At 64.0% G+C, this 22,096-nt stretch carries 25 protein-coding genes; 10 read left to right on the forward strand and 15 right to left on the reverse strand.

Annotation, left to right across the window (positions count from 1 at the left end; translation table 11 throughout):
- Nucleotides 1–210: 210 nt before the first annotated feature.
- Nucleotides 211–669: a hypothetical protein gene (locus tag MTX35_RS11785; protein WP_243595143.1), complete on the reverse strand. Its 459-nt coding sequence runs from the start codon at nucleotides 667–669 to the stop codon at nucleotides 211–213.
- Between the two features lie 143 nt (nucleotides 670–812).
- Between MTX35_RS11785 and MTX35_RS11790 the strand changes: the two genes are divergently transcribed.
- From MTX35_RS11790 to MTX35_RS11815, 6 genes are all read left to right on the forward strand, one after another.
- Nucleotides 813–1,952, forward strand: coding sequence for a S9 family peptidase (locus MTX35_RS11790; RefSeq protein WP_243595144.1), 1,140 nt, complete (start codon nucleotides 813–815; stop codon nucleotides 1,950–1,952).
- A gap of 265 nt (nucleotides 1,953–2,217) precedes the next feature.
- Nucleotides 2,218–3,189: a bile acid:sodium symporter family protein gene (locus MTX35_RS11795; RefSeq protein WP_243595145.1), complete on the forward strand. Its 972-nt coding sequence runs from the start codon at nucleotides 2,218–2,220 to the stop codon at nucleotides 3,187–3,189.
- A gap of 252 nt (nucleotides 3,190–3,441) precedes the next feature.
- Nucleotides 3,442–4,494 carry a YihY/virulence factor BrkB family protein gene (locus MTX35_RS11800; RefSeq protein WP_243595146.1) on the forward strand — a complete coding sequence of 351 codons (1,053 nt, stop codon included), beginning with the start codon at nucleotides 3,442–3,444 and terminating at the stop codon, nucleotides 4,492–4,494.
- A gap of 98 nt (nucleotides 4,495–4,592) precedes the next feature.
- Nucleotides 4,593–5,027 carry a GNAT family N-acetyltransferase gene (locus MTX35_RS11805; RefSeq protein ID WP_243595147.1) on the forward strand — a complete coding sequence of 145 codons (435 nt, stop codon included), beginning with the start codon at nucleotides 4,593–4,595 and terminating at the stop codon, nucleotides 5,025–5,027.
- A gap of 149 nt (nucleotides 5,028–5,176) precedes the next feature.
- Nucleotides 5,177–5,626, forward strand: coding sequence for a hypothetical protein (locus MTX35_RS11810; RefSeq protein ID WP_243595148.1), 450 nt, complete (start codon nucleotides 5,177–5,179; stop codon nucleotides 5,624–5,626).
- A 47-nt stretch (nucleotides 5,627–5,673) separates the two neighbouring features.
- Complete coding sequence (locus MTX35_RS11815) at nucleotides 5,674–6,066, forward strand: hypothetical protein (protein WP_243595149.1); 393 nt, start codon at nucleotides 5,674–5,676, stop codon at nucleotides 6,064–6,066.
- Nucleotides 6,067–6,197: 131 nt separating this feature from the next.
- On the opposite strand, the gene MTX35_RS11820 is transcribed toward MTX35_RS11815, so the two are convergent.
- The 10 genes from MTX35_RS11820 to MTX35_RS11865 all read right to left on the reverse strand — a co-directional run bounded on the left by MTX35_RS11820 (nucleotide 6,198) and on the right by MTX35_RS11865 (nucleotide 14,721).
- On the reverse strand, nucleotides 6,198–6,530 hold the full coding sequence (locus MTX35_RS11820; RefSeq protein WP_243595150.1) for a DUF3140 domain-containing protein: 333 nt from the start codon (nucleotides 6,528–6,530) through the stop codon (nucleotides 6,198–6,200).
- Nucleotides 6,531–6,663: 133 nt separating this feature from the next.
- On the reverse strand, nucleotides 6,664–7,407 hold the full coding sequence (locus tag MTX35_RS11825; RefSeq protein ID WP_243595151.1) for an EAL domain-containing protein: 744 nt from the start codon (nucleotides 7,405–7,407) through the stop codon (nucleotides 6,664–6,666).
- Nucleotides 7,408–7,431: 24 nt separating this feature from the next.
- Entirely contained in the window at nucleotides 7,432–8,706 is a 1,275-nt protein-coding gene (locus MTX35_RS11830; protein ID WP_374230288.1) for a lipase family protein, read from the reverse strand.
- 40 nt (nucleotides 8,707–8,746) lie between these two features.
- Nucleotides 8,747–10,336, reverse strand: a complete 1,590-nt coding sequence (locus MTX35_RS11835) for a GMC oxidoreductase (RefSeq protein ID WP_243595153.1) — start codon at nucleotides 10,334–10,336, stop codon at nucleotides 8,747–8,749.
- Between the two features lie 103 nt (nucleotides 10,337–10,439).
- Nucleotides 10,440–10,991 carry a TetR/AcrR family transcriptional regulator gene (locus MTX35_RS11840; RefSeq protein WP_243595154.1) on the reverse strand — a complete coding sequence of 184 codons (552 nt, stop codon included), beginning with the start codon at nucleotides 10,989–10,991 and terminating at the stop codon, nucleotides 10,440–10,442.
- A gap of 35 nt (nucleotides 10,992–11,026) precedes the next feature.
- Nucleotides 11,027–11,785, reverse strand: coding sequence for a lysophospholipid acyltransferase family protein (locus MTX35_RS11845; protein ID WP_243595155.1), 759 nt, complete (start codon nucleotides 11,783–11,785; stop codon nucleotides 11,027–11,029).
- On the reverse strand, nucleotides 11,785–12,177 hold the full coding sequence (locus MTX35_RS11850; protein WP_243595156.1) for a hypothetical protein: 393 nt from the start codon (nucleotides 12,175–12,177) through the stop codon (nucleotides 11,785–11,787). Before MTX35_RS11850 ends, MTX35_RS11845 begins: the two co-directional genes overlap by 1 nt.
- Before the next feature lie 8 nt (nucleotides 12,178–12,185).
- Complete coding sequence (locus MTX35_RS11855; protein ID WP_243595157.1) at nucleotides 12,186–13,328, reverse strand: FAD-dependent oxidoreductase; 1,143 nt, start codon at nucleotides 13,326–13,328, stop codon at nucleotides 12,186–12,188.
- Nucleotides 13,325–13,522 (reverse strand): ferredoxin, encoded by a 198-nt coding sequence (locus tag MTX35_RS11860; protein WP_057479686.1) that lies wholly within the window; start codon nucleotides 13,520–13,522, stop codon nucleotides 13,325–13,327. Before MTX35_RS11860 ends, MTX35_RS11855 begins: the two co-directional genes overlap by 4 nt.
- Nucleotides 13,519–14,721 carry a cytochrome P450 gene (locus MTX35_RS11865; protein WP_243595158.1) on the reverse strand — a complete coding sequence of 401 codons (1,203 nt, stop codon included), beginning with the start codon at nucleotides 14,719–14,721 and terminating at the stop codon, nucleotides 13,519–13,521. Before MTX35_RS11865 ends, MTX35_RS11860 begins: the two co-directional genes overlap by 4 nt.
- A gap of 164 nt (nucleotides 14,722–14,885) precedes the next feature.
- On the opposite strand from MTX35_RS11865, the gene MTX35_RS11870 reads away from it, so the two are divergent.
- Entirely contained in the window at nucleotides 14,886–15,554 is a 669-nt protein-coding gene (locus MTX35_RS11870) for a TetR/AcrR family transcriptional regulator (RefSeq protein WP_243595159.1), read from the forward strand.
- A 28-nt stretch (nucleotides 15,555–15,582) separates the two neighbouring features.
- On the opposite strand, the gene MTX35_RS11875 is transcribed toward MTX35_RS11870, so the two are convergent.
- Both MTX35_RS11875 and MTX35_RS11880 read right to left on the reverse strand, forming a co-directional pair.
- On the reverse strand, nucleotides 15,583–15,795 hold the full coding sequence (locus MTX35_RS11875; protein WP_243595160.1) for a hypothetical protein: 213 nt from the start codon (nucleotides 15,793–15,795) through the stop codon (nucleotides 15,583–15,585).
- Between the two features lie 225 nt (nucleotides 15,796–16,020).
- Nucleotides 16,021–16,614 carry an ANTAR domain-containing response regulator gene (locus tag MTX35_RS11880; protein ID WP_374230289.1) on the reverse strand — a complete coding sequence of 198 codons (594 nt, stop codon included), beginning with the start codon at nucleotides 16,612–16,614 and terminating at the stop codon, nucleotides 16,021–16,023.
- Here MTX35_RS11880 and MTX35_RS11885 point away from each other — a divergent pair.
- Nucleotides 16,588–16,932: a hypothetical protein gene (locus MTX35_RS11885; protein ID WP_243595339.1), complete on the forward strand. Its 345-nt coding sequence runs from the start codon at nucleotides 16,588–16,590 to the stop codon at nucleotides 16,930–16,932. The genes MTX35_RS11880 and MTX35_RS11885 overlap by 27 nt on opposite strands.
- 66 nt (nucleotides 16,933–16,998) lie before the next feature.
- On the opposite strand, the gene MTX35_RS11890 is transcribed toward MTX35_RS11885, so the two are convergent.
- The gene (locus MTX35_RS11890) at nucleotides 16,999–19,341 is read right to left on the reverse strand and encodes a pyruvate dehydrogenase (protein WP_243595161.1); all 2,343 of its coding nucleotides are present in this window, start codon (nucleotides 19,339–19,341) and stop codon (nucleotides 16,999–17,001) included.
- A 240-nt stretch (nucleotides 19,342–19,581) separates the two neighbouring features.
- On the reverse strand, nucleotides 19,582–20,202 hold the full coding sequence (locus MTX35_RS11895) for a TetR/AcrR family transcriptional regulator (protein WP_243595162.1): 621 nt from the start codon (nucleotides 20,200–20,202) through the stop codon (nucleotides 19,582–19,584).
- Between the two features lie 121 nt (nucleotides 20,203–20,323).
- Between MTX35_RS11895 and MTX35_RS11900 the strand changes: the two genes are divergently transcribed.
- Entirely contained in the window at nucleotides 20,324–21,304 is a 981-nt protein-coding gene (locus MTX35_RS11900) for an SDR family oxidoreductase (protein ID WP_243595163.1), read from the forward strand.
- Nucleotides 21,301–22,086, forward strand: coding sequence for an SDR family oxidoreductase (locus MTX35_RS11905; RefSeq protein ID WP_243595164.1), 786 nt, complete (start codon nucleotides 21,301–21,303; stop codon nucleotides 22,084–22,086). The genes MTX35_RS11900 and MTX35_RS11905 overlap by 4 nt, the downstream gene beginning before the upstream one ends.
- The last annotated feature ends 10 nt before the right edge of the window (nucleotides 22,087–22,096 follow it).

Raw genomic sequence — 22,096 nt, forward strand, 5'->3', positions numbered from 1 at the left:
CTGCAGCATGGTCTCTGGCCAAGCCGTCGTGGCCCGCAGCGATCTCGCTGGGTGTTACCTCGACTCTGTGGCTCTTCTTCAACGCCCCTATCGAGGGTGCGGTGCTGTATGTCGTCGATGCGGACAGAGGGTTGACCGAATCCGACTTCCTCACGGTTGCGGGGTTGATCCTGGCGGCAGTGACTATCGCTAGAGTCCGGCGATCGGAGTCTATTGCCGGCGGCGATCGCGGGCACGCGCGCGGAGTTGGCCGACTGCAAGGAGGATCAACGCGACCCCCAGAAGAGTGAGCGGAATTTGAGCAAGGGGGGCGTCGATATCGAGGACGAGAATTTGCCACACCACCCACCCGATGGTCACCAACCCGGCGCACGCGACATACACCGCAGCCTCGGAGGCGTCGACGAGTACAGCAGCCACGCAGATCAACGGTCCGAGGCCGAGAAAGAACAGCACGAACAACCCGGAAATTCGGTAGTCCCAGGTATGCCACGAGGGGAGCATAGCGACATCCAAGCCGAGTGACCGCCCGCTGGGGTCGGAGGTCAAGGACACCCCGTTGAACGTCCCGGCTGCACCCAACAGGATCAGCAGCGCCACCGTCGAGAACTTGTTCACGGTGGCGTCATGTTCGTCGTCCTTCGGTTGTGACGGTGGTTCATCGCTCACGATACTGCCAGAATCAGTCCGATTGGTCTTGTTCTAACGCCCCTCTTCGACGATCTACCCCACGCCGGGAGGGCCCTGTATATTTCCCGCGGGGCGGGCACGGGCGAAGCGGTCTACCTCTATGGTCGAACCCAGAGGAAGACATGAAGATTCGCTCCACACTGATTCTGTCGACAGCTGCGGCGCTGATCGGCGGCGCGACACTGTTCACCCCCATCGCCGACGCCGCGCCGGCAACGTCCGTCGATGTACTTCCGCGACTGATCGACGGTGCGGTGGCGGGTTATGCGCTGTCCTACGCGACCACCGACGAACACGGCCGTCCCGCCATCGCCCGCGGACAGGTCTATCTCCCGTCCGGCACTCCCCCATCGGGCGGGTGGACGGTCCTGTCGTGGGCCAAAGGCACCGTCGGCATCGGCGATTCATGTGCCATGAGCACAGTGCTGGACGACGGGGCAGCCGAAGACCCGTTGGCCGTCGAACTGTCCATACCCCTTCTCAGTCAACTTCTTCGGAGCGGTACGGCCGTTGTCTCCACGGACTACATCGGACTCGGAACCTCCGACGCTCACCACTATCTGAACAGTGTCTCGGAGGCGAATGCCGTCATCGATATCGTCGGTGCAGCAGCGGACGAACTGCCCGAATTGTCGCGCACCTGGGTCGCCGCCGGACACTCTCAGGGCGGCGCAGCCGCACTCACCACGGGAACTCGCGCGAACATCTACGGATCGGCGTCGGACTTCCGCGGCGTCATGTCGTTCGCACCCTCGTCGAACCTCGAATCAATCCTGCCGTTGCTCTCTCCCAATACTCCCCGGATCGCCCCACTCGACAACATCACCGCCACCCTGATCTACGTCCTGCACGGACTCAGGGACTCCCGGCCGGACATCGACGTGAACAGCTACCTCAGCGAGCTTGGCAACGACTATCTGGCACAGGCAGAGGACAATTGCATCAGCGAGCTCCGGCAGAAAGTCATCGGCGTTGCCCCGCAACAACTCCTGGCCCGATCACTGTCCGATCCCGAGATGGCCTCGGCTCTCCGTGACTACCTGGCGGTGCCGACCACCGGTTACACACGGCCGGTGGTCATCGAACAGGGACTGAACGACACCGTCGTTCCTTCGGCGCTGACGACCGCCCTCGTCGCCGAACTCGTGGGACGGGGCAACCGCGACGTGAGCTACCTGCCCGTGCCCGGTGCCACACACCATGACGTCATTGCCGCAACTGTCGACGACGCCCTGCCGCGAATACTCGGCATGCTGCGCTGATCGACCACCGACGTGGTCGACAGTGCGGTGGCCTGGCTCGGCAAGTTGGACGTCGACGTGACCGGAGTAGCGGACAGAACGGATCTGTGGGCTTTTCGACTACTGGAACCGTCCGAGCACAGAATCCGGTGCAGCTGACCGCGGTGAGCGCGGTCAGCTGCACCGGATTTTCTCCGTTGGCGGTCTCGAGCGACGACCTGCCGTCGGCGTCGCGCTGTCGGGCTAGACTTCCCGACGCCTCGACCACCACCTTTGGAGTCTCCACATGCCCCAGCTGAAGTCCGTCAGCGAATTCACCGGCAGATGGTTTGCCCTGATCGTCGTCGCGGCGGGAGCTCTGGCTCTGATCACCCCCGACACGTTCAGCGGTGGCACGCCTGCCGTTCCGTGGTTGTTGTCGATCATCATGCTCGGCATGGGAATGACGTTGCGGCTCTCCGACTTCGCCGTTGTGGCACGACGCCCGTGGGCACTGCTGCTCGGCGTCGCGGCTCAGTTTCTCGCGATGCCCTTACTCGGTCTGGGAATCGCCAACGTGCTCGGCCTCTCTGCCGCGCTCACTGCCGGAATGGTGTTGGTCGGCTCGGCCCCGGGCGGTACCGCATCCAACGTGATGGTCTACCTGGCCAAGGGCGACACCGCACTGTCGGTCGCGATGACGTCGGTGTCGACTTTGCTCGCTCCGATTCTCACGCCGCTGTTGGTGCTGTGGCTCGCCGGTGAGTACCTACCGGTCGATGCAGGCGGACTGTTCGTCTCGATCCTCCAGATCGTGCTGGTTCCCGTCGTGCTGGGAGTTGTTCTGCGCCTACTGTTTCCGAAAATCGTAAACCGCATGCTCGACGCCCTGCCGTTGATCTCGGTTGCCGGAATCACCACGGTCGTCGTCATCGTGGTGGCCGCCAGCGCGCCGACGCTGCTGTCCATCGGTGCCCTTATCGTCGTTGCTGTCGTGCTGCACAACTCGCTCGGACTCGCGGTGGGCTACGGCATCGGCAAGGCGTGCGGACTCGATGTCGCCAGCCGCCGCGCCGTCAGTATCGAAGTGGGAATGCAGAACTCCGGATTGGCTGCGGCACTGGCATCGGTGCATTTCAGCCCTGCCGCAGCTCTGCCCGCAGCCATCTTCTCGGTGTGGCACAACGTATCGGGATCACTCCTCGCCGGCTACTGGTCTCGGCGTTCGATCGAATCGCAGTCGGCCGAACGCGCGCAGGAGTCGACATCGACCGAATAGCTCGAAGCCAGCCACATTGCGATCAGAATCGGGTGCAGTTGACCGCGCTGAGCGCGGTCAACTGCACCCGATTTGAAGCACCCGACGCGCACCAGAGCGTCTTCACGGCCGCTTCGCGTGGGAGATGGAGCCTCGCCGCCCGAACGCTCGAGTTCGACCGCACCGCACCGCGTCGATCGAAACCCGCGCCGATTGCGCAGCCTCGGTGTCGATGCGCTGTTTCCAGCGAAAAGCCCCGGGTATGCGACCGCCATGGCCGATTCAGCAGCATCACCCGCACCCACCGAGGCAGATCCGGACGATCCGCGCAAAGCGGACTCTCCCGCCGATCTGACCAAACCGTCGTGGATCTACGTGCTGAAGAAGACCGCCCGTGAGTTCTCCCGGGATCAGTGCACCGACCTCGCAGCCGCGTTGACCTACTACGCCGTGCTCTCGCTATTCCCCGCGATCCTGGCCATCGTCTCGTTGCTGGGCGTGTTCGGCCAAGGACAGGCCACGGTCGACGGCGTACTGCAGGTCGTCGGCGATCTCGGCCCGCAGTCCGCTGTCGACACGTTGCGTCCAACCATCGAACAACTTGTTCAAGCCCCCACTGCCGGATTCGCGTTGATCATCGGTATCGCCGGTGCACTGTGGTCTGCGTCGGGCTATGTCGGCGCCTTCGGCCGGGCGATGAACCGCATGTACGAGGTGGACGAGGGTCGGCCCATCTGGAAACTGCGTCCGGTGATGCTCCTGGTCACGCTCATCGCCTTGACCCTGATCGCGCTCGCCGCCGTCATGCTGGCCATCAGCGGCCCCGTGGCCACAGCTGTGGGCGACGCCGTCGGGCTGGGCGACACCGCACTGACGATCTGGAACATCGCCCGCTGGCCGCTGGTGCTGATCGTCGTGGTGCTCGCCGTCGCGATTCTGTACTACGCAACACCGAATGTGCAGCAGCCCAAGTTCAAATGGATCAGCTCGGGCGCTGCCGTCGGCATCATCGTGTGGATTCTCGCCACCGTCGCATTCGGCTTCTACGTCGCAAACTTCTCCAGTTACAACAAGACCTACGGCTCCCTCGCCGGAGCCATCGTTTTTCTGCTCTGGCTGTGGATCACCAACTTGGCCTTGCTGTTCGGTGCCGAGCTGGACTCCGAACTCGAGCGTGGTCGCCAACTCCAGGCCGGAATCGTCGCCGAAGAACGCCTGCAACTACCGCCCCGAGACACCCGGGTATCGGACAAGAACGACGAAAAAGACGCACAGGCCGTCGAGCAGGGTCGACAATTGCGCGAGGAACACAACCCGGAGCAGTAACACGTATTGCAGGAGCTCGCTCCAGCCGCAACAGGCCGACGGGAACCGTTGTGCCCCTTGCAGCGTGAAGACCTATACCTTTCGACGAAACGGACCCGATGACCACCCTCCATCACGCACCGCTGTCGCGCATCGACCCGAGCACCCTGTACCGCATCATGGCCCTTCGGGTCGAGGTATTCGTACACGAACAGAAGATCGTCGACGAAGCCGAACTCGATGGTGCGGACCTACTTCCAACGACAGAACTGTTCTGGATCCAGGACGAGAACGGCGAGGTATTGGCCACTCTCCGAGTGCTCGTCGACGATTCGGTCCACATCGGCCGCGTCGCGACTGGGGCTGCGGGGCGTGGGCGCGGTTATGCCGGAGAGCTCGTCGAGGCCGCGCTGAAGGCGTACCCCGGGGTGGTCGAGATGTCCGCGCAAGCTCACCTCGAAAAATGGTACGAGCGCTTCGGATTCACTCGAGTGGGAGAGGAATACCTGGAAGCGGGAATCCCGCACATAAAGATGTCCACCCATCCCAGCTGAGTCTGGCCAGTGTCGGTGCGTGTGCAACTTGTGCTCCACTCTGGGCCCCGAATTGGAGAATTCCCGCAGCCGGAGCCCCAAATGGAGCAGATATCCCGCCAGCGAAGAATCAGCGCTTACTTCAAGCGCTTGGCCGTACTGTGCTGAGCATGGGCGACGTAATAGACGTGACAGTCGATTTGATGGCCGGCGCGTTGATCCTGGATTCTGTCAACAACAGGGAAGGTGTTCCTACCGAACGCTTTCCGACACCGCCCGATTTAGTGAAGGGCGGCCCGGGGCTGGTAGTGATCGATGCGGGCGGACGCGGAAAGGTTCACGCCAGAGTGAGGATCGAACCGTCCGCGCCCTCGATGTCCGATGCCGAGATGGCGACCTGGGAGGAAGCGCAGGAGGCCACCTTCTCCTGCGAAGACACCGAGATGTTCCTGGATGGATCGACCGGTGAGGTGGTCGCACCGTTCTCGCTGCCGATAGGCATGTACCGCATCCGAGTACCCGTCCGCGGGCGCGATCGATGGTTCGATAGCTATACGGCCCCGGACGAGGAACCCCGGATCGCTCTCGAGCTCCACATCTGGCCCGATCCCGAAATGTGAGCATGAGCCGTCGAACCGTGACAGCAGCGAATCCGTACGCTCGTTCGATGACGACAGGCAGACAGAAGGCGGCGCATACGCTCCTGGCAATCGGAATAGCTGCGACTGCTGGCTGTGGAACCCCAGAGGAGTTCGCGATCGCCCGTGAAGGCCCGTTGACCGCGGCTCCTACTCCACTCACGGTGACCGGAGACGGCGTTCACGTCGTGGGCCCCAGGCTGCCCGTGGGTAGGTATGAGGTCTCGTTCCCGATGGTCTGGGATTCCACAGGGTTGATATCCCGATGTGACTGGGCTCGTTTGTCGAGCACCGAGAATACGCCTGAAAACCTCATCGCCGACGGATCCTTCGAGACCACGTTCCAGTATCTGGAGGTCGAAGAAGGAGACGCTGCGCTGTACACGGCGGGATGCGGGACCCTGACTCTGGTGTCTGGGTAATCGGACTTTCACAGATCGATTGCTGCGCAAGTACCGACTGGAAAGCTGTGTGCTCCATTCCTGAGCCCCAGTGGCGGAATTCCCGCAGCCGAGGCCCCAAATGGAGCAGACCTCCCGCCAGCGAAGCGAGATCACTTCTTCTTCGGGTCGTGGCCCCAGTTCATCAGCGAGTAGCGCCATTTGGTGTCGGTGATGTCCCCGTCGGGCCGCTGCGCAAGGTGTCGTTTGCAGTAACCGACGACCTTTCGCATGTGCTCGTAATCGTCGTCGGACAGGTCCGCCTTCTTCGTATTCAGAATTTCGACGATGCGACGGCCGCTCTCGTGGCCCGTCGACTCGCCACCCTCCTTCTTTTGCCCGACGTCCTTCGAGTCGTCGGTGCCGAGAAACTCGTCGAGTTCCTTCGCCGTCATGTTGACGAGATCATCGAACTCCGTCTTCACGTCACTGTCGTCATCGGCCATCGATCCGTCTCCTTCGATTCACCCTCGGTGGTGGTGCCGTGTGTCTCCCGTTCGACCACATCGGCCTTTCTGAACTCATCTTGTTCCTGCCATACCCACAGTTGGGCGGTACTTAACTGCTGGTCAGATCTGATCACAGCGCAGCAGGGCGGCCCACTCGGAAGCCCTGCAACAGGTCGGCCCCGATCGACCTAGCTGCTTCGAGATCCTCGTCGGTCTCGATGCCCTCGAACACACACCTCGCGTCCGTCTTTCGCGCGAACTCCAGCACCAGTTCGGCCAAGGCCGACTTCACTCGATTGCCTTTCATGCCGTGGACGACGAAGGCGTCGAGCTTGATGACCTCCGGCTCGAGCACGACAAGCTGCCGCATCCCCGCGTAGCCCGAACCGACATCGTCGACCGCTACGGCTACCCCACCGTCTCGAAGTTCGGCCAAAACAGCCACCACCGCGTCCTCGTCGTCGAGGACGGCATGCTCGGTGAGCTCGACAATCAGTGGCCGTCGCCCGCCGCACTCGCGCAGCACGTCCACCAGCGCAGCATCGGCCAATAGTGTTGCTGCGCTGAGATTGACCGCAACGAAGGACCCGTCCGGCAGACGAGTCGATTCGTCCAAGGCCTTGACGGCCGCCGATCTGTCCAGAGCCGGACCGAGGCCGCACTGCGCTGCATCGGCGAACCACGCCTCGGTGTCACCGCCGCCCGCCGGAAAACGAGACAGGGCCTCGTATCCCTCGATCGCACCATCGCGAGCACGGACGATCGGCTGAAAGACGATGTCCGGGCCACCGCCTGCAATCACCGTCTCCACCCGCCGCCGCGACCGCAACAGGGTCGAGCGCAGCGGTGTCGACGCAGCCCTAGTCGAGGGCACGGATGGATACCCGAACCACCGGGCTCAGTCGACGGAGCATGATGCCATGGGGACGTCGGCGAACCGGTCCATCAGGAACGCTGCGGCGGCACCGCCGTACCCGTCGATCAGCTGCGGCCCGAGGTGGTTGGGCAACACCGCACCCTGCAGGATCGGCGGCAACGGATTGGTACGGAACTCGACAGTGGCACCTCGGCCACACCAATCCTGGGCCAACTGCCGGGCCTGACCGTACGGCACCGTGTCGTCGTTGAGTCCGCTGGTGATCATCACCGGCGCCTTCGGGGTACTACGACCGATCCGCTGAGCCTCGAGGATACGGCCCGCCTGTGGAATGGTGCCCAGATTCTCGAGCATCGACTTGCCGTCCGCGGTCAACGATTCGGTTCGCAGGAACGGGTACTTCAGGATGGTGTCGCCGATGCACTGCGTCGACAGATCACTCAACACTGCCTTGCCGTGATCGGTGAGTCTTTCTTCTACGAGGGGCAGCAAACTCGGATCGCGCTCGACGAAACCGTTGAGCGCATAACCGATCACGCCCCCGATCAGCGTGCCGTCGACGGTCTTCAGTACCTCGAGCAGATCCGCGGTGGGCGCTCCGGCCCACGTGCCCTTCAGATCGACCTCCGGCGCGTATTCCGCGGCGAGTTCGGCCGCCGCGGCCGCCGCTCCACCACCCTGGGAGTAGCCCCAGATACCAACAGGCGCATCGGCATCACCGAGCAGCTCGTTCGCCGCGCGGGCACCGTCGAGAACCGCATGAGCCTGCTCGACCCGGTTGACGTAGGTGTGCACGCCGGGCGTTCCCAACCCGATGTAGTCGGTGACGAAGACGTTCGCACCCATCGACCCCCACAGCGTGGAGGACAACAGTTCCTGATTGAACGAGATCGACAGTGGTTGCGTCACAGCATTGACCGTCGTCGGGAACGCACGGGACGGAGCGCACTGATCGGCCTGACCCACCGTGCCGGGCGCGACGACGATGGTCGGCCGAGGACCGGCCCCACGCCACGGCACCTCGGTCTCGATGAACGTCCCCGATACCGCCACCGGCGAATCGTCCTGCGTCCGTGACGTATAGAGCACCCGCTCGGCCTGAACGGGGTAGGCACCGTCCGCACCGGGCAGCGCAGCGAACAACGACATAGGCTGCGTCCGCAATACAGCACCGGGGTCGTCGACGACCTGTGCCGGTGGGACGTAGAAGTCGTCCACGGGATCCGCCTGCGCTGCAGCGGTTCCGAGCACGGTCAACGAGGACGCGAGCACGGCGGTGACAGCCACGCCGATCATGGTGCGGTACGGATGCATCGGTCTCTTTCTGAGGAGGGGGTCAAACAACGGTGCCGACATCGCCGGCGACGATGTTGTCCAACGCACGTTCGGCCAATGCTGCGATGGTCATGGACGGGTTGCACGCTGCGGTGGTGCCGGGCATGAGCGCCCCGTCGAGCACATACAGTCCCCGCTGGCCGTGTACGCGTCCGTCGAGATCGCACACCGGGCCCATGTTGGCTCCACCCAGTGGATGCCAGGTGGACGGGAACACCGCGTTGGTATCGGTGAGAATGCTGCCCGATCCGACGATGCGACGCACCGTCGGATCGATCGACCCGTTCTGAATGACGTTGTCGCCATTGGCGGGCCAGTGCAATCGCACCTGGTCTGCGCCGGAGTCGTAGCCGAAATGCCCACGGCCGCTGCTGACTCCGTAGCCGACGAGCATGGTGCTGTGGGCATCGAACGACAACGGCGGTATGGATGCCTGGATGACGGTGTGCGCAGTGTTCGGGTTGTCCCAGTTCAGGCTGCCGAACACCACCGGACCGCCCTGCGGGGTACCGAACTGCTGCTCGATGCTGGACCACACGTAAATACGATCGGCGTTGGTGCCCCAGCCCTGGCCGAGTTGGTCCGGCAGATCGGGAATGGCACCGGTGGCACCCGCGCGAACCAACAGCTTGGTGGTGTTGAGGCTACCGGCGGCCATGATCAGCGTGCCGGTGGTGAGGATCTTGTTTTCGAGAACCGTTCCGTCCGAATCGATTCGGCCCACATGGATCGTCCAGCGGCCGTCGGCGGCACGTTCTATCCGGGAGACATCGTGCTGGGTGGCCACGGTGGCCAGCCCCGTCGCCTCGGCGGCGGCGATGTAGGTGACATCCACGGAGTGCTTGCCGCCGTTGTTGACTCCGAATGCACCGGAGCCGTCGGTGTACGACGGCTTCATCACGCCACGCGTCTCGTCGAGCGCGAAGTTCCAATCGATCGGCATCGGGATCTTCGACACCGGCAGGCCCGCTCGACGAGCACTGGCCGCGAACACCCGCGCCGCTTGATAATTAGGCGTTTCGATCAACCCGTCCGGAGCCTGCTCGAGCTGCAACATCCGCGCCACGCGTGGGTAGTGCACCCGATTCAGAGTCGACCAATCCAGTCCGGCCGGAAAGTGTTCCTCGAACACCGACTGCGAGGGCTGCAGTGTCATTCCCTGGTAGATCAGGGATCCGCCTCCGACACCGGCCGCGCACAGCGCCGTCATGTTGTCTCCGGGTACCGCCTCCAGCAGGCCGACGTATGGATCGAACGGAACCGGCCTGCCGAACAGGTTGGGACTCGAACCGTGCCACAGCATGCGCTTGTCCGGTGCCGTCGCGTTGGGGAACGTGTCGCCGTTCGGTCCTGTGTTCCAACGCCTTCCGCGCTCGAGCACCAGAACCGGTACCCCGGCCTCGGCCAGGCGCAATGCGGCGACGCCACCGCCGAACCCCGATCCGATGATCACCACACGGTGGTCCTCGCGGGTCAGCGGGATCTGGACGCGTCGGCCGCCTGACGCTCGCGCGACCCCCGCGCCCGACACTGCGGCCAACCCTGCAACCGCAGTTGCGCCGAGAAACGACCGGCGGTTCACATTCGACACGTACCCCCCAATGGTGTGCAGCACCGCGCATCGAGACCTGTGTCACGTGCACGTGCGAAGCAAAACTAGACAGAAGTGGGTAATAGTGTCAAGTTCCAGACCGTCAGCCGAAGGGTAGAAGCGGCACCAACCAGCGTCGGAGATATGCCCGTAGACCGTCGTCGTCGTGAATTGTCTGGTCGTCGAACAGGATGACGGACAGTGCGTTGCGCGTGAACATGGCCTCGACCCCGTCGAACTGCGTCGGATCGAATTCGGGATGTCGCTCGATGTAGCCGTCGAGGAACTGCCGCACCACCGGCTCGGCTCGATCCATCACGTCCGGATCGAACAGCGGATTCGCAGTGCCCGAGCGGAGCAACGTATTCAGAACCGGTTGTCGGCGAAGGAGATCTCGCGCGGCCACAATGGTTTCGACGACGAAGTCCGATGCCGTTTCGGCCCGATCGGCCTTCTCCCCTATCTCGCCCATGAAGCCGACAACGAGGCCGACCATCGCCTCGGAGATCATGTCCTCGCGCGTGCTGAAGATCGAATACACCGTCTGCCTCGTCACGCCCGCAGCGCGCGCCGCCGCAGCAATGGTGACGTCCTCGAACCCACCCTCGGCAATCAGCCCGAGGGTGGCGTCGAGAATCTTCTGCTTCGACCGCATGGCTCCGAGTATGACTGCATCCCCCGCTCGGCGAGTCATCCGATGACGGGACGCCGGTCTTTCGTCAGTTCGTCGAGCTCGGCTTGCATCGCGGAATGCACCCGTCCCGCGAATTCCTCGGCCGTCTCGTCGGTGTCGGGTCGCATGGGTGCCAGCACCGACGTGTCGAGCTTGGTGGGCAGCGGCAGGTACGGAAGGAGGCCGACCACACCGAGATTGACGCCCCAGGGAATGGACACCGACAGTGGCAGCGTCTTGAGCCTCAGCGCCTTGTCCAACCGCAGGGCCTTCGCCACACGCTTGCCGCTCCCGAGTACGAGCAGCGACTCCCCGGCACCGGCCGTCACCACGGGGACAATCGGCACCCCCGCCTCCATCGCCAACCGGGCGTATCCGGTGCGCCCGTCGAACAGGATCTCGTTCCGGTGTTTCCAGGTCTTGAGCGCATCGACATCACCGCCCGGGAACACCAGGACGTTGTTGCCGTCCGCGAAAGCGTCCAGGGCCGTCTGCCGACCGGCGGGCCTGGCACCGAACGGCTCGATCAGCTTCTCCGCGTGCAGCGTCCAGGCGATCTGGTGCGTCAGCGTGATCAGTTCACGGTCGACACCGAGCTCGTCGTAGGCGGCCGCGAACGCGAACACGTTGAGATCGATGATTCCGCCGAACCCGTGATTGGCGACGAACAACACTGGAGTGTCCGGAACTGGCTGCGCCACTCTCACTTCGAGTCGGTTATAGAAGCGCACGGCTTCGATGCTCGCGGCTCGCAGAGTGCGCGCGATGTTGTCCACTACCGGTCCAGCTGCAGATCGGCGAGCGCGCCGGCGATCACGAAGCCCCCTGCGATGGCGCAGCCGGCTGTTCTCGTTCGTTGTGGCAGGTGCGCGGTGAGCGCGAACGCCGCGGTGTCCCAGACGTCGACGGCCACGCCTGCTCGCAGCAGTGTGCGCACCGCGCTCGGTGCGTACCGCGTTGCCGCGTACAGGCCGCCACCGATGTAGATCTCCCGAATACCGAAGGTGCGAGCGGCAGCTCGTGTGGTCGCTACCGCAGCGTCGGGGCCGGCGAGGAGTTCGTTGGCACGAGTGGGCGCAATCATGTGGGCGACACCGATCGCCGCACGGGCCAGCCCGACTGCCTCGGGAAGACGACGAACCAGACCGGACGCAGAGCCGAGAGCCATGAAATTCCTTACGTAGTGGGAACAGCGTTGTTGCGGGCGAGTTTTCGGAGCAGTCCGACGGCCTTCTTCATGCCGTAGGCAACGATGGTCGTACGACCGTCGTCGTGGTTCCATTGCAGGAGTGCGGATCCGTCGTCGACCGAACCTTCGAGGACGGTCGGTTCTCCCTGCAGTGGGAGTGGGCCGACGACTTTGATGGACAGCCCCAGAATCTCGGTCCAGAAGTAGTCGTCGGCAGGGGTGCACGTCGGTTCGAGACCGAGCGCAGACGCAGCGGCAACCTTGCCCTGTGCGACGGCATTGGACCAGAACGGCGCTCGACGGGACGCGGCACGCGCGTAGGCGACGTCCCCGGCAGCAAATACTCCGGGAACCGCTGTAGCGCAAAGATAGTCGATTCCGACCCCGATACGGTCCGCGATACCGGCACCGTCCAGCCAATCCGTCTGCGGCACATCACCGGCGCAGGTGACGACGATATCGGCAGTCAGCTGAGTGTCTGCGAACTCGATCCCCGTGACGGGCTCACCGACCAACGAGACGGGAGCATTCGTCCGAACGAACTGCACCGACGAGGCCTCGGCTCGCGCCACTATCGCGTCGGACAGGAAAGAACCCAGGAGCCGTTGCAGCGGAGGATCCACATCGACGACGGTGACTGCAATGCCGCGTGCGACGCAGGCACTGGCGACCTCCATGCCGAGGAATCCCGCACCGACCACGATGGCTGTGCTGGCAGCGTCCAGCTTCGGACGGAGAGCACAGACGTCGGCGAAGGTCCGCAGCACCGTCTCGCCCTCCTGCCCCGGACCGGCGATGCGGCGGGCCACCGCTCCCGTGGCCACGATGAGCGCGTCGTAGGGAACGTCGATTCCGGCTGTCGTAGTGACCATTCGACGTGCGGTGTTCAACGACGCCGCGGGATCTACGATCGCCGTGATGTCCAGATCCGACAGGTCCCAGGTTTCGGCCGCAGCGGCCTCACCTTTGAGCACGTGCTTCGACAACGGTGGTTTCGCATAGCAGCCGTCATCGTCCGCACCGATCATGACGATCGAACCTTCGTGTCCGCGGGCACGTAACTCACGAGCAGCAGTGCAGCCGGCGATCGAGTCTCCGACGATGACGATTCTGGGGCCCGAGGAGCTCACGCCTGTTCTCGCAGAGCCGCGACCGGGCACACGCCGATTGCCGATCGAGCCGAGGCCGCCAGGTCGTCGGGAATGTCGTTGTCGTCGAACGCATAATGCAATTCGCCCTCGTCATCGAGGCTGAACACCTTGGGTGCCTGTTCGGCGCAGATGCCGTGGCCCTCGCACCGATCCCAGTCGACGTCGATTCTCATTGCTGTGTCCCTTCTGCTGCCACCAATTCCAGTGGCAGCCGTTCGTATCGGTGAATGACGTTGTTGACGGCCCGTTTCGGCGCTCCGGTGGCCACGATTCGTTCGACTCGCCGCGCGAGTACTCGCAGCATGGTCTGGGCTTCCAGACGGGCAAGCCCCTGACCGGCGCACCCGTGCACGCCGGAACCGAAGCCGAGCTGACGCGAAGCGTCACGAGTGATGTCGAACTCGTCGGGACGGTCCCATTCGCGCTCATCGCGATTCGCCGACGCGTAGACCACCAACACGCGGGCACCCTTGGGCACTCTCGCTCCGTCGATGTCGACATCACGGACGGCTCGACGCGAGAACGCCCGGATCGGCGACTCGTAGCGAACGACCTCGTTGATCGCATTGGGGATGAGGTCAGGGTCCTGCCGAATCGCTTGCCACTGCTCTGGGTGCCGCGCGAACAGATCGAGGGCACCGGAAATAGCTCCGATGGTGGTGTCGAGCGAGGGACCGAGGTAGTCGATCATCAGGGCTGGACATGCCGACTTCTGAATCTTGTTGTCGTCGGCGGCCTTCAGAACGTCGTCGCCCATGCTCCCGGGCAGCACCGATCGTTCACGGACCACGCGCCGCGAGAACGCGAGCATTTCCGCGGCACCCTTCGCAGCTGTGATCGAGTGCCGATTGACGGGTCCGAGGGAGTCGAATGTTGCTCCTGCCCAACGAAGAAGATCCTCGCGGCCGTCCTCCGGCCACCCGACCAGATCAGGCACGATCGACATCGGGAGGGCTGTCGCAAGGTCATCGACGCCGTCGACCGACTTTTGGCGCAGGGCCGCGTCGACGATGCTTTCGGCCTTCTCCTCCACCGCCGCCCTCATCTTGCGCACGGCCTTCGGCGTGAGCCGATGAGCCAGCACCGAGCGCTTGGTTGCATGCTCGTCGCCGTCACTGTTGAGCGTCGTCCCACGGCCCAGCCGGTTCGCAATGGGATTGAGCGCGACACCGTCCCCGGAAACGAAGGTCTCGTCGTCGAGCAGCACTGCCTTGCACCCGGCATAGCGCGAGACGGCGAACACCTGCTGGCGTGGCAGCCACACCACCGGGCCGAGCTCACGCAACCTCGCGTAGTGCGGGTACGGATCGAGGATCGCCTCGGTGGAATAGATGTCGGTGCGGTACTGCGGGATCGTCGCGTTGGTCGTCATGAGGTCCTTCGGTGCCGCCGGAAGAGTCGATGCACCCCGCATTCACAGGGTATTGACGATATCGTCACCCATGGCACTGCCGTCCGTCAAGGCTTTTTGACGAATTCGTCATCATTGAGACGCGATAGGCTGCCCTCACTCACACCGCAGAGCAGGAGCAGACCGTGACCGAAGGCAACCGCGTCGAACGCCGCAAGGCGCGCACCAGAGCTGCCCTCGTCAAGGCCGCGCAGGGATTCCTGGCGAGCGGCAACACCAACGCACCCGTTCTCGAGATCACGCAGGCCGCCGACGTCAGCAACGGATCGTTCTACAACTACTTCGAGACCAAAGAAGAACTGTGGCAGGCAGCCATCGACTCGGCCCTCGAATCTGCCGGCGACTACCTCGACTCCCTCACCGTGGGCCTGGACGACCCGGTCGAGAAATTCACCCAGTCGTTTCGCCTGTCCGGACGCCTCTTCCGCCTCGAGCCGCAACTGAGCCGCGTCCTGCTCAACTCCGAGGCCTCGGCCTTCGCCGCAGCGGGGGGCCTGGCACCACGTTCACGCCGCGATATCGAATCGGCTGCCGCGCGAGGAAGATTCGATGTGGACGATCCGGATGTGGCCCTCGCCCTGGTGGCAGGCACCCTGCTGTCCATGGGTCGACTGCTGCTGGCGCAGCCCGATCGCGACGAGGCGGCGACGGTCGACGGCACCACCGAGCGGGTCCTGCGCGCCCTGGGCATCTCCCCGGACGAAGCCCGAACGCTGTGCCGCAGCGAACTACCGGCGTCCTACGGCGTCGACGTGCACGCCGTCGTCGACCCCACGGCAGGCCCCCGCCGCTGACGACCGTGACCGGGTACTGAGCCGAGTCTCAGTCGTCATCGGCGCGCAGCGCCGCACTGAGCGCCTCTTGCGCTGACACGTCGGCCTCGACTGCACCACGCAGTTCGGCGTCGTCGGAGGCAACGACCAGCGGAACATCGCCGTCCGTCTGACCACGCTCCCCGGCCAATCCCTGCTCGCGCTCCTTGGCCCGGCGGTAGTCGGCGAGAGCGACGTCTTGCTTCTCTCGTGCTGTGGCCACGCCGTCACGCCCTCTGGTGCCGGGCCGGCGCGTGCGTGGGCACCGGGGCCGGGGCCGGTCGGCCGACGGGCTCGTTCTTCCGATTCCCCCCACCGGTGTCGATATCGAGAAAATGCTGAAGTTCGTCGTGAATCGGAGTGTCCGTCATGGGCCTTGACCTTCTCGACCTTCGATAACGCAGATCGTTCGGCTTCGCTGAACCATTGTGGGACCGAGCTGTCGGCGTCAATGCGACCCTACGGCCTTCGAGACCGCCGAGTTCACCACCCGCGCTGCCAGTACAGCAACACGGACGTTCTCGCGCTGCGACTGCTCGGCCAGAACCGCGAATGCCACTTCGGGTGAGATGCCGCGCACGGCTATCAAAATTCCTTTGGCCTGCTCGATCGTTCCACGTGTCTTCATCGCCTCTCGAAGACCGTCCGCTTCCGTTCTTGCTTCTGCCGCATGTCGCGAATTCCACACCGCAGCTTCGACCGAGGTGACGAACATCTTGACGAGAACCTCGTCGACATCGCTGAATCCCTCGCAGTCGAATCCATAAAGATTCAGCGAACCGGCATGTCCCGAGTCGACAGCCAGCGGAGCAGACAGATAACTTGTCACTCCGATCGCGGCGGCTGCAGACGCGAAATTCGGCCAGCGAGTGGCGACCTCGTCGATCCGAACACTGACGATCTGGTTGGTTCTCGCAGCTTCGAGACACGGGCCCTCGTCTGCCGCGTACTGATCGGCGTCGATGTCGATCACACGCGCATTCGAACATGCCGCCGTCGCGGGATTGTCGGAATCATGACGGAGCAAAGTCACTCCCGCCATGTCAGCCCACGGGATGGCAGCGACCACCTGGTCACACAGGCCCTGCAAGAGAGTTTCGAAACGCTTGTGCTCGAGCAATATTCCGCGAAAAATGTCGAGAGCATCGAAGGTGTCCTCGGCAAAATAGTCTTCGCCTGCAAGCCGACGTCGCCGGGCAGGCAGAGCAGCCGAGATTTCTTCGTCGAATGCGGCTGCAGCCGTGGCTTTGGTAGCGGCATTTCGAATGCGGCCGTTGGATGTCGAATCGGTCAAGTAGATCGCGTCCCAGATGGTGCAGTCATTACACCTGTTGACGTGCACGAGGCCTGTCAGCGGTGATGACCTTCACCGAATGACCCAACCGTACGCTCGCTGTCAATGGGTGGACGACGAACACCCGCGGAGCTACTGGCCGGTGACGTCCAAAGCGGCACCGACGATCGAATCGGTATCGATGTGGTGGTGCTTGTACACCTCGTCCAGAGACCCGACCTGACCGAAGTTGCTGACACCCAACGACGTCGATGCCACGCGGTTCACGTTCGCGAGGAAGGCCAGGGTGTGCGGATGGCCGTCGAGCACGGTCACCATCGGTGTCGCTCGATCGGCCGGCAGCAGCTGATCGAGAATCCACGATTCGGCATCTCCGTGCCCCTGCCGCGCCTGCACGGCACGGTAGAGCTGGCCGGGGCTGGTGATGCACAGGACGTCCGCGAGAATACCGATCTGCTCCAAACGTGCTGCGGCATCGAGAGCTTCGGGCATGAGCGCACCCATCGCCGCGATCGTGACGGTGGCACCGTCACGTCGAACGAGGGGATAACCGCCGGCCACCACCTGCTTGCGCCTGCGTTCGCGGGCCGCCGGATCGCTCGGCACGTCGGCCAGCGTCTGATCGACCGGACGGGTCGACAGGCGCAGATACGCCGAGGTGCCGTCGGGACGACCCAACTTGGCGATACTGGCGAGCAACGTCCACTCCACGTCGATGGCGAACGCCGGCTCGTACGAGATGCAGCCGGGCTGTTCGAGACCGATCGACGGAGTCTTGATCGACTGGTGCGCACCACCTTCCGCAGCCAGAGTGACACCCGACGGAGTGCCGACCAGAATCGACTGGCCGCCCGCGTAGATGCCGTACGACCACGGCTCGAGGGCGCGCTCGACGAACGGGTCGTACATCACTCCGATGGGGAACAGGGGCTCTCCCCACCGGCTCCACGTTGCACCCAGCTCGCCCATCAATCCGACCAGATTGGTCTCTGCGATACCGAGTTCCATGTGTTGACCGGTGGGACCCTCACGCCAGTGCATGATGGTTTCGGCGTCGTCGCCGAACCAGTCGTGCCGCTCCGAGGACGACCAGACACCGACCTTGTTGACCCAACCGCCGAGATTGGTGGTGGAGCTGACATCGGGACTGACGGTGACGACGCGTCGAGCCGCATCGGGTGCCTCACGGGTGAGGTCGATCAGGGTGCGGCCGAGTGCGGCCTGTGTTGTGGCAGTGCCTTTCGGCGTACGTCCGATGTCGGTGGGCACGGCCGGTGGTTCCGCATACGAGAACTGTTCGCGCTGTAGACGTTCGGCGACGTCGGCGCACAAGCGGCCAGCCGCGCTGTCGGCGTCGAATCGGTCCCACGGCGAGCCGGCGTCCGTGCCGAGAGTCTCTGCGAGAGCTGCATACTCGTCGACCGTCAGCAGCGACGAGTGATTCTGCGGATGCCCCTGGGTGGGGAGCCCGAAGCCCTTGACGGTGTAGGCGATGATCACTGTGGGACGGGTGTCGTCGATCTGCGCGTACGCCTCACGGAGCGCGTCCAGATCGTGTCCGCCGAGGTTGCGAATCGACTCGGTGAGCATCAGGTCGTCGAGATCGGCGATCAGCTCGGCGATCGCGGCCGCGTCGGAACCCTTGCCGGGCAGCCGATCACGCAGATCCGACGCCGAGCAACGCAGCAGCCGCTGATACTCGGGATTGGGCATGTCGAGAATGCGTCGACGAAGAGCGTCACCGCCGACACGGGCGAACAGATTCTCGAGCAACCGCCCGAAGCGGACCGTGATGACCTGCCAGCCTGCGGCGTCGAACATCTTCTCGAGACGCCCGGCGGCGATGTTCGGCACCACCCGGTCGAGCGACTGACGGTTGAGGTCGACGATCCAGACGATCTCGCCCAACTCTCCGATGCCGGGGTCGATGACGGCCTCCCACACGGCACCTTCGTCCAGCTCGGCGTCTCCGACGAGCGAATACTGCCGACCCCGAAACGGGACCGCCGCATCTGCCGAGAATGCCGAGTCGACGAATCGGCGAGACATCGCGCCCCAGATAGGCGCTGTCGCACCGATACCGACAGAGCCGGTGGAGTAGTCGACGGTGTCGGGATCCTTCGCGCGTGACGGGTAGGACTGCAGGCCACCGTACGAGCGAAGGGTCGTCAGATACTTCTCGTCCAAGTCACCGAGAAGGTAGTTGATGGCGTGCAACACCGGCGAGGCATGTGGCTTGACCGACACCCGGTCTGCTGCGGTCAACTGCTCGAACCACAGTGACGTCATGATCGTGACCATCGACGCGCAGGATGCCTGGTGCCCGCCGACCTTGAGTCCCGTCGGATTGGGCCGGATTCGGTTGGCGTGGTGGATCATCGATGTCGAGAGCCACAGCACGCGTTCGGAGATGTCGTGCAGAGTTTCGCGCCCACCGGTGGCCGAATCGTCTGTGGTCGAGCTGAGGCTGGTCATGGCCGGAGACTCCTGAAGTTGGCGACGAAAGAGTGCATCGAGTGGAAGAGACGGGACCGGATGTGGCCCCGTCTTTCCCTGAGGCAAGCGTTCGGATTGCGAAGCGCCGAGTCAGTCGCGTCGGTGATGCAACCGGCGTCAGTCGACCAGAGGTTCACCGGCTGCGCAATAGCGGAGCGCTCGATTGTGCAATCTGCGCAATTTTACGGGTGGTTCGGTGTCCGATTCTTGTCGTACTGATCATTCGCTTCGACGCGTCGCGGATTCGACGACGGCCTCGAAGGCGTCGACGATCAACGCGACCAAGGCGTCCAGTTCGATGTCCGGGGTGTCGAAGAAGGCCTCCGCGGTCCGGTCGAGAAAACCCGTCCACCCGGAGATCGCGGCGCCGACGAGCGGCGGCAGCGGATCCGGAAGTTCGGCCAGGGCCGCAACCTGCCGCTCGCCCTCGGCGCGAGCCTGCCGAAGTGCGCTCTCGACCCCGGCCTCGCCGAATTCTTCCTCGCGGACGACGCGCAAGTACAAGGCGCGATGATCCCGCAAGAATTCGATGTGCCGTCGGACGAAGCCCTCCAACCGAGTCCGGACGGTGTGTTCCTCGGGCTGCGGCCCTTGCGCATCGGCCAATCTGCCGAGAACGTCGGCCAGCGCAGCCTCGACCAGGCCCTGCTTGTCGGTGAAGTAGTAGAAGAGCAACCCATGTGCCACACCGGCTCTGCGCGAGATCGCAGCGGCACTGATGTCTGCACTGGCACCTTCGGAGATGAGCTCGATCGCGGCGTCGATCAGCGCCTGGCGGCGATCGCGGCGTGGGCGAGCGCGCCGTGACTGCTCTGCATCGTCGACGTCGTTCGAGGGCACGGCCCGAGACTAATGCAGATCGCGCCACGCTCGCGTGTCACCCTCTTGCGTTATCTGCATGAGCTATGCAATATTCGCAAAAGGGCCGGAGTTCGCCGGGCCCACCCGTCAAGGAGGTCCGATGATCACGGTTACCAGCGCTGCAGGCGGAGTCGGACGACTACTCGTCCGACGACTGGCCACACGGAATGTGCCCATTCGCGCGGTCGTGAAGAACGAGAGTCAGGCTGCGACCACCCGCCGGGACGGAGCGACCGAGGTCGTCGTAGGCGATCTACGGTCAGCCGAGACGCTCGACAACGCACTGGCCGGGACCGACGTCATCTACCACGCGGCACCGACCCAGGTCATCGACGAAAGACCGATCATCGAGCACCTGATCGCCTCGGCACCGGCACAGGGATTGCAGCACATCGTTTTTCACTCCGTGATCCATCCGGACCTGCATCAGTTGACGCATCATCACCAGAAAGACATCGCCGAGGGACTGTTGCGTGAGAGCGGAATCCCCACCACTGTGCTCAGACCCTCGCACTACATGCAGAACTACCTGGAAGTGTGGGAGTTCCTGCAGGCCGGGGTCATGCCGTATCCGGTGTCACCGAACAGCGTCATGGGCGTCGTCGACCTCGCCGACGTTGCCGAGGCCGCGGCGAACATTCTGATCGAACCGTCGCCGCACACCGGTCACACGTACGACCTCTCCACCGTCGAACTCACCCGCCACGAAATGGCCGAGATCTGGTCTCGAGTACTGGGCCACCGGGTCACCGCCGTTCGGATCCCACCGTCGTCGCTGACGAACTCGCTGAACGTACTGCCGTCACTGGCCTCGGTCGTCGGACATGCACTGCAGTCGACGAAACTGAACTCCATCCCTCACCTCGTCCGCGGTGCGCAGGCCGCATCGAATCCTCGCGACATGAAGAACTGGCCGGCAGACGCACGTGAGGCGTACCGCACGATGATGGCCCACTACGACCAGCACGGCCTCGCGGCGGGAGACCTGACGGTTCTGCCGACACTGCTCGGACACGCACCCACGTCCTACGAAGAGTTCGCGCGGCGCTCCGTCATCGAGTTCGGACGCTCGGACCGATGAGCCGCAGAGCTTTTCGATACAGTCCGGGTCGCTCGCTGGTCACCGGCGCAAGTTCGGGAATCGGAGCCGAATTCGCGCGAGCTCTGGCCGCCCGCGGCTCCGACCTGGTACTCGTCGCGCGGCGAGAGGACCGACTGACAGCACTGGCGGAGGAGCTCGAATCGACCTACGACGTGCGCTGCCGAGCAGTGCCATGGGACTTGTCCGAGTCCGCCAGTGGCCGCCGACTACACGAGATCGTGCCGGAGCAAATCGATCTCGTCGTCAACAACGCGGGATTCGCCGTGCAGGGACCGTTCGCCGACGGCGACGCCGACGACTTCGAGCGCCTCGTCGCCGTCGACATCCGTGCTGTGGTGGACATCTGCTCGGTCTTCCTCCCCGACATGATCGCCCGAGGAGAGGGCACCATCGTCAATGTCGCCAGTACGACTGCGTTCCAACCCGTCCCGACTCTCGCGGTGTATGCGGCCGCAAAAGCGTTCGTGCTGAGCTTCAGCCAGTCCCTCTGGTTCGAGTCGGCACAGCACGGCGTCAGAGTGTTCGCACTCAACCCTGGCCCCACCCATACCGAGTTCTTCGACGTCATCGGCGACTCGGCCACCGCCACCGGCACCTACCAGACACCGGCCGACGTGGTCGCCACCGCCATGACGGCGCTCGACTCCAAACGATCTCGGCCGCATGTTGTTTCGGGACGTCGCAATTCACTACAAGCGGCGATGGTGGGTATCGTCCCCGCACGAGTTCTGCTACCCGCCCTCGCGCGCATGCTCCACTAGACTGTCACGA

The organism is Rhodococcus sp. ARC_M12, assembly GCF_022810385.1.
Lineage (GTDB): Bacteria > Actinomycetota > Actinomycetes > Mycobacteriales > Mycobacteriaceae > Rhodococcoides > Rhodococcoides navarretei.

Bases quoted from the DNA above. Each gene is read 5' to 3' on its own strand.
- MTX35_RS11805 (WP_243595147.1), top strand. From the start codon at position 4,593: ATGACCACCCTCCATCACGCACCGCTGTCGCGCATCGACCCGAGCACC.
- MTX35_RS11885 (WP_243595339.1), top strand. From the start codon at position 16,588: ATGACGGAGCAAAGTCACTCCCGCCATGTCAGCCCACGGGATGGCAGC.
- MTX35_RS11800 (WP_243595146.1), top strand. From the start codon at position 3,442: ATGGCCGATTCAGCAGCATCACCCGCACCCACCGAGGCAGATCCGGAC.
- MTX35_RS11795 (WP_243595145.1), top strand. From the start codon at position 2,218: ATGCCCCAGCTGAAGTCCGTCAGCGAATTCACCGGCAGATGGTTTGCC.
- MTX35_RS11890 (WP_243595161.1), bottom strand. From the start codon at position 19,341: ATGACCAGCCTCAGCTCGACCACAGACGATTCGGCCACCGGTGGGCGC.
- MTX35_RS11850 (WP_243595156.1), bottom strand. From the start codon at position 12,177: ATGGCTCTCGGCTCTGCGTCCGGTCTGGTTCGTCGTCTTCCCGAGGCA.
- MTX35_RS11810 (WP_243595148.1), top strand. From the start codon at position 5,177: ATGGGCGACGTAATAGACGTGACAGTCGATTTGATGGCCGGCGCGTTG.
- MTX35_RS11830 (WP_374230288.1), bottom strand. From the start codon at position 8,706: ATGATCGGCGTGGCTGTCACCGCCGTGCTCGCGTCCTCGTTGACCGTG.
- MTX35_RS11790 (WP_243595144.1), top strand. From the start codon at position 813: ATGAAGATTCGCTCCACACTGATTCTGTCGACAGCTGCGGCGCTGATC.
- MTX35_RS11865 (WP_243595158.1), bottom strand. From the start codon at position 14,721: ATGACGACCAACGCGACGATCCCGCAGTACCGCACCGACATCTATTCC.
- MTX35_RS11860 (WP_057479686.1), bottom strand. From the start codon at position 13,522: ATGAGAATCGACGTCGACTGGGATCGGTGCGAGGGCCACGGCATCTGC.
- MTX35_RS11880 (WP_374230289.1), bottom strand. From the start codon at position 16,614: ATGGCGGGAGTGACTTTGCTCCGTCATGATTCCGACAATCCCGCGACG.
- MTX35_RS11820 (WP_243595150.1), bottom strand. From the start codon at position 6,530: ATGGCCGATGACGACAGTGACGTGAAGACGGAGTTCGATGATCTCGTC.
- MTX35_RS11815 (WP_243595149.1), top strand. From the start codon at position 5,674: ATGACGACAGGCAGACAGAAGGCGGCGCATACGCTCCTGGCAATCGGA.
- MTX35_RS11900 (WP_243595163.1), top strand. From the start codon at position 20,324: ATGATCACGGTTACCAGCGCTGCAGGCGGAGTCGGACGACTACTCGTC.
- MTX35_RS11905 (WP_243595164.1), top strand. From the start codon at position 21,301: ATGAGCCGCAGAGCTTTTCGATACAGTCCGGGTCGCTCGCTGGTCACC.
- MTX35_RS11840 (WP_243595154.1), bottom strand. From the start codon at position 10,991: ATGCGGTCGAAGCAGAAGATTCTCGACGCCACCCTCGGGCTGATTGCC.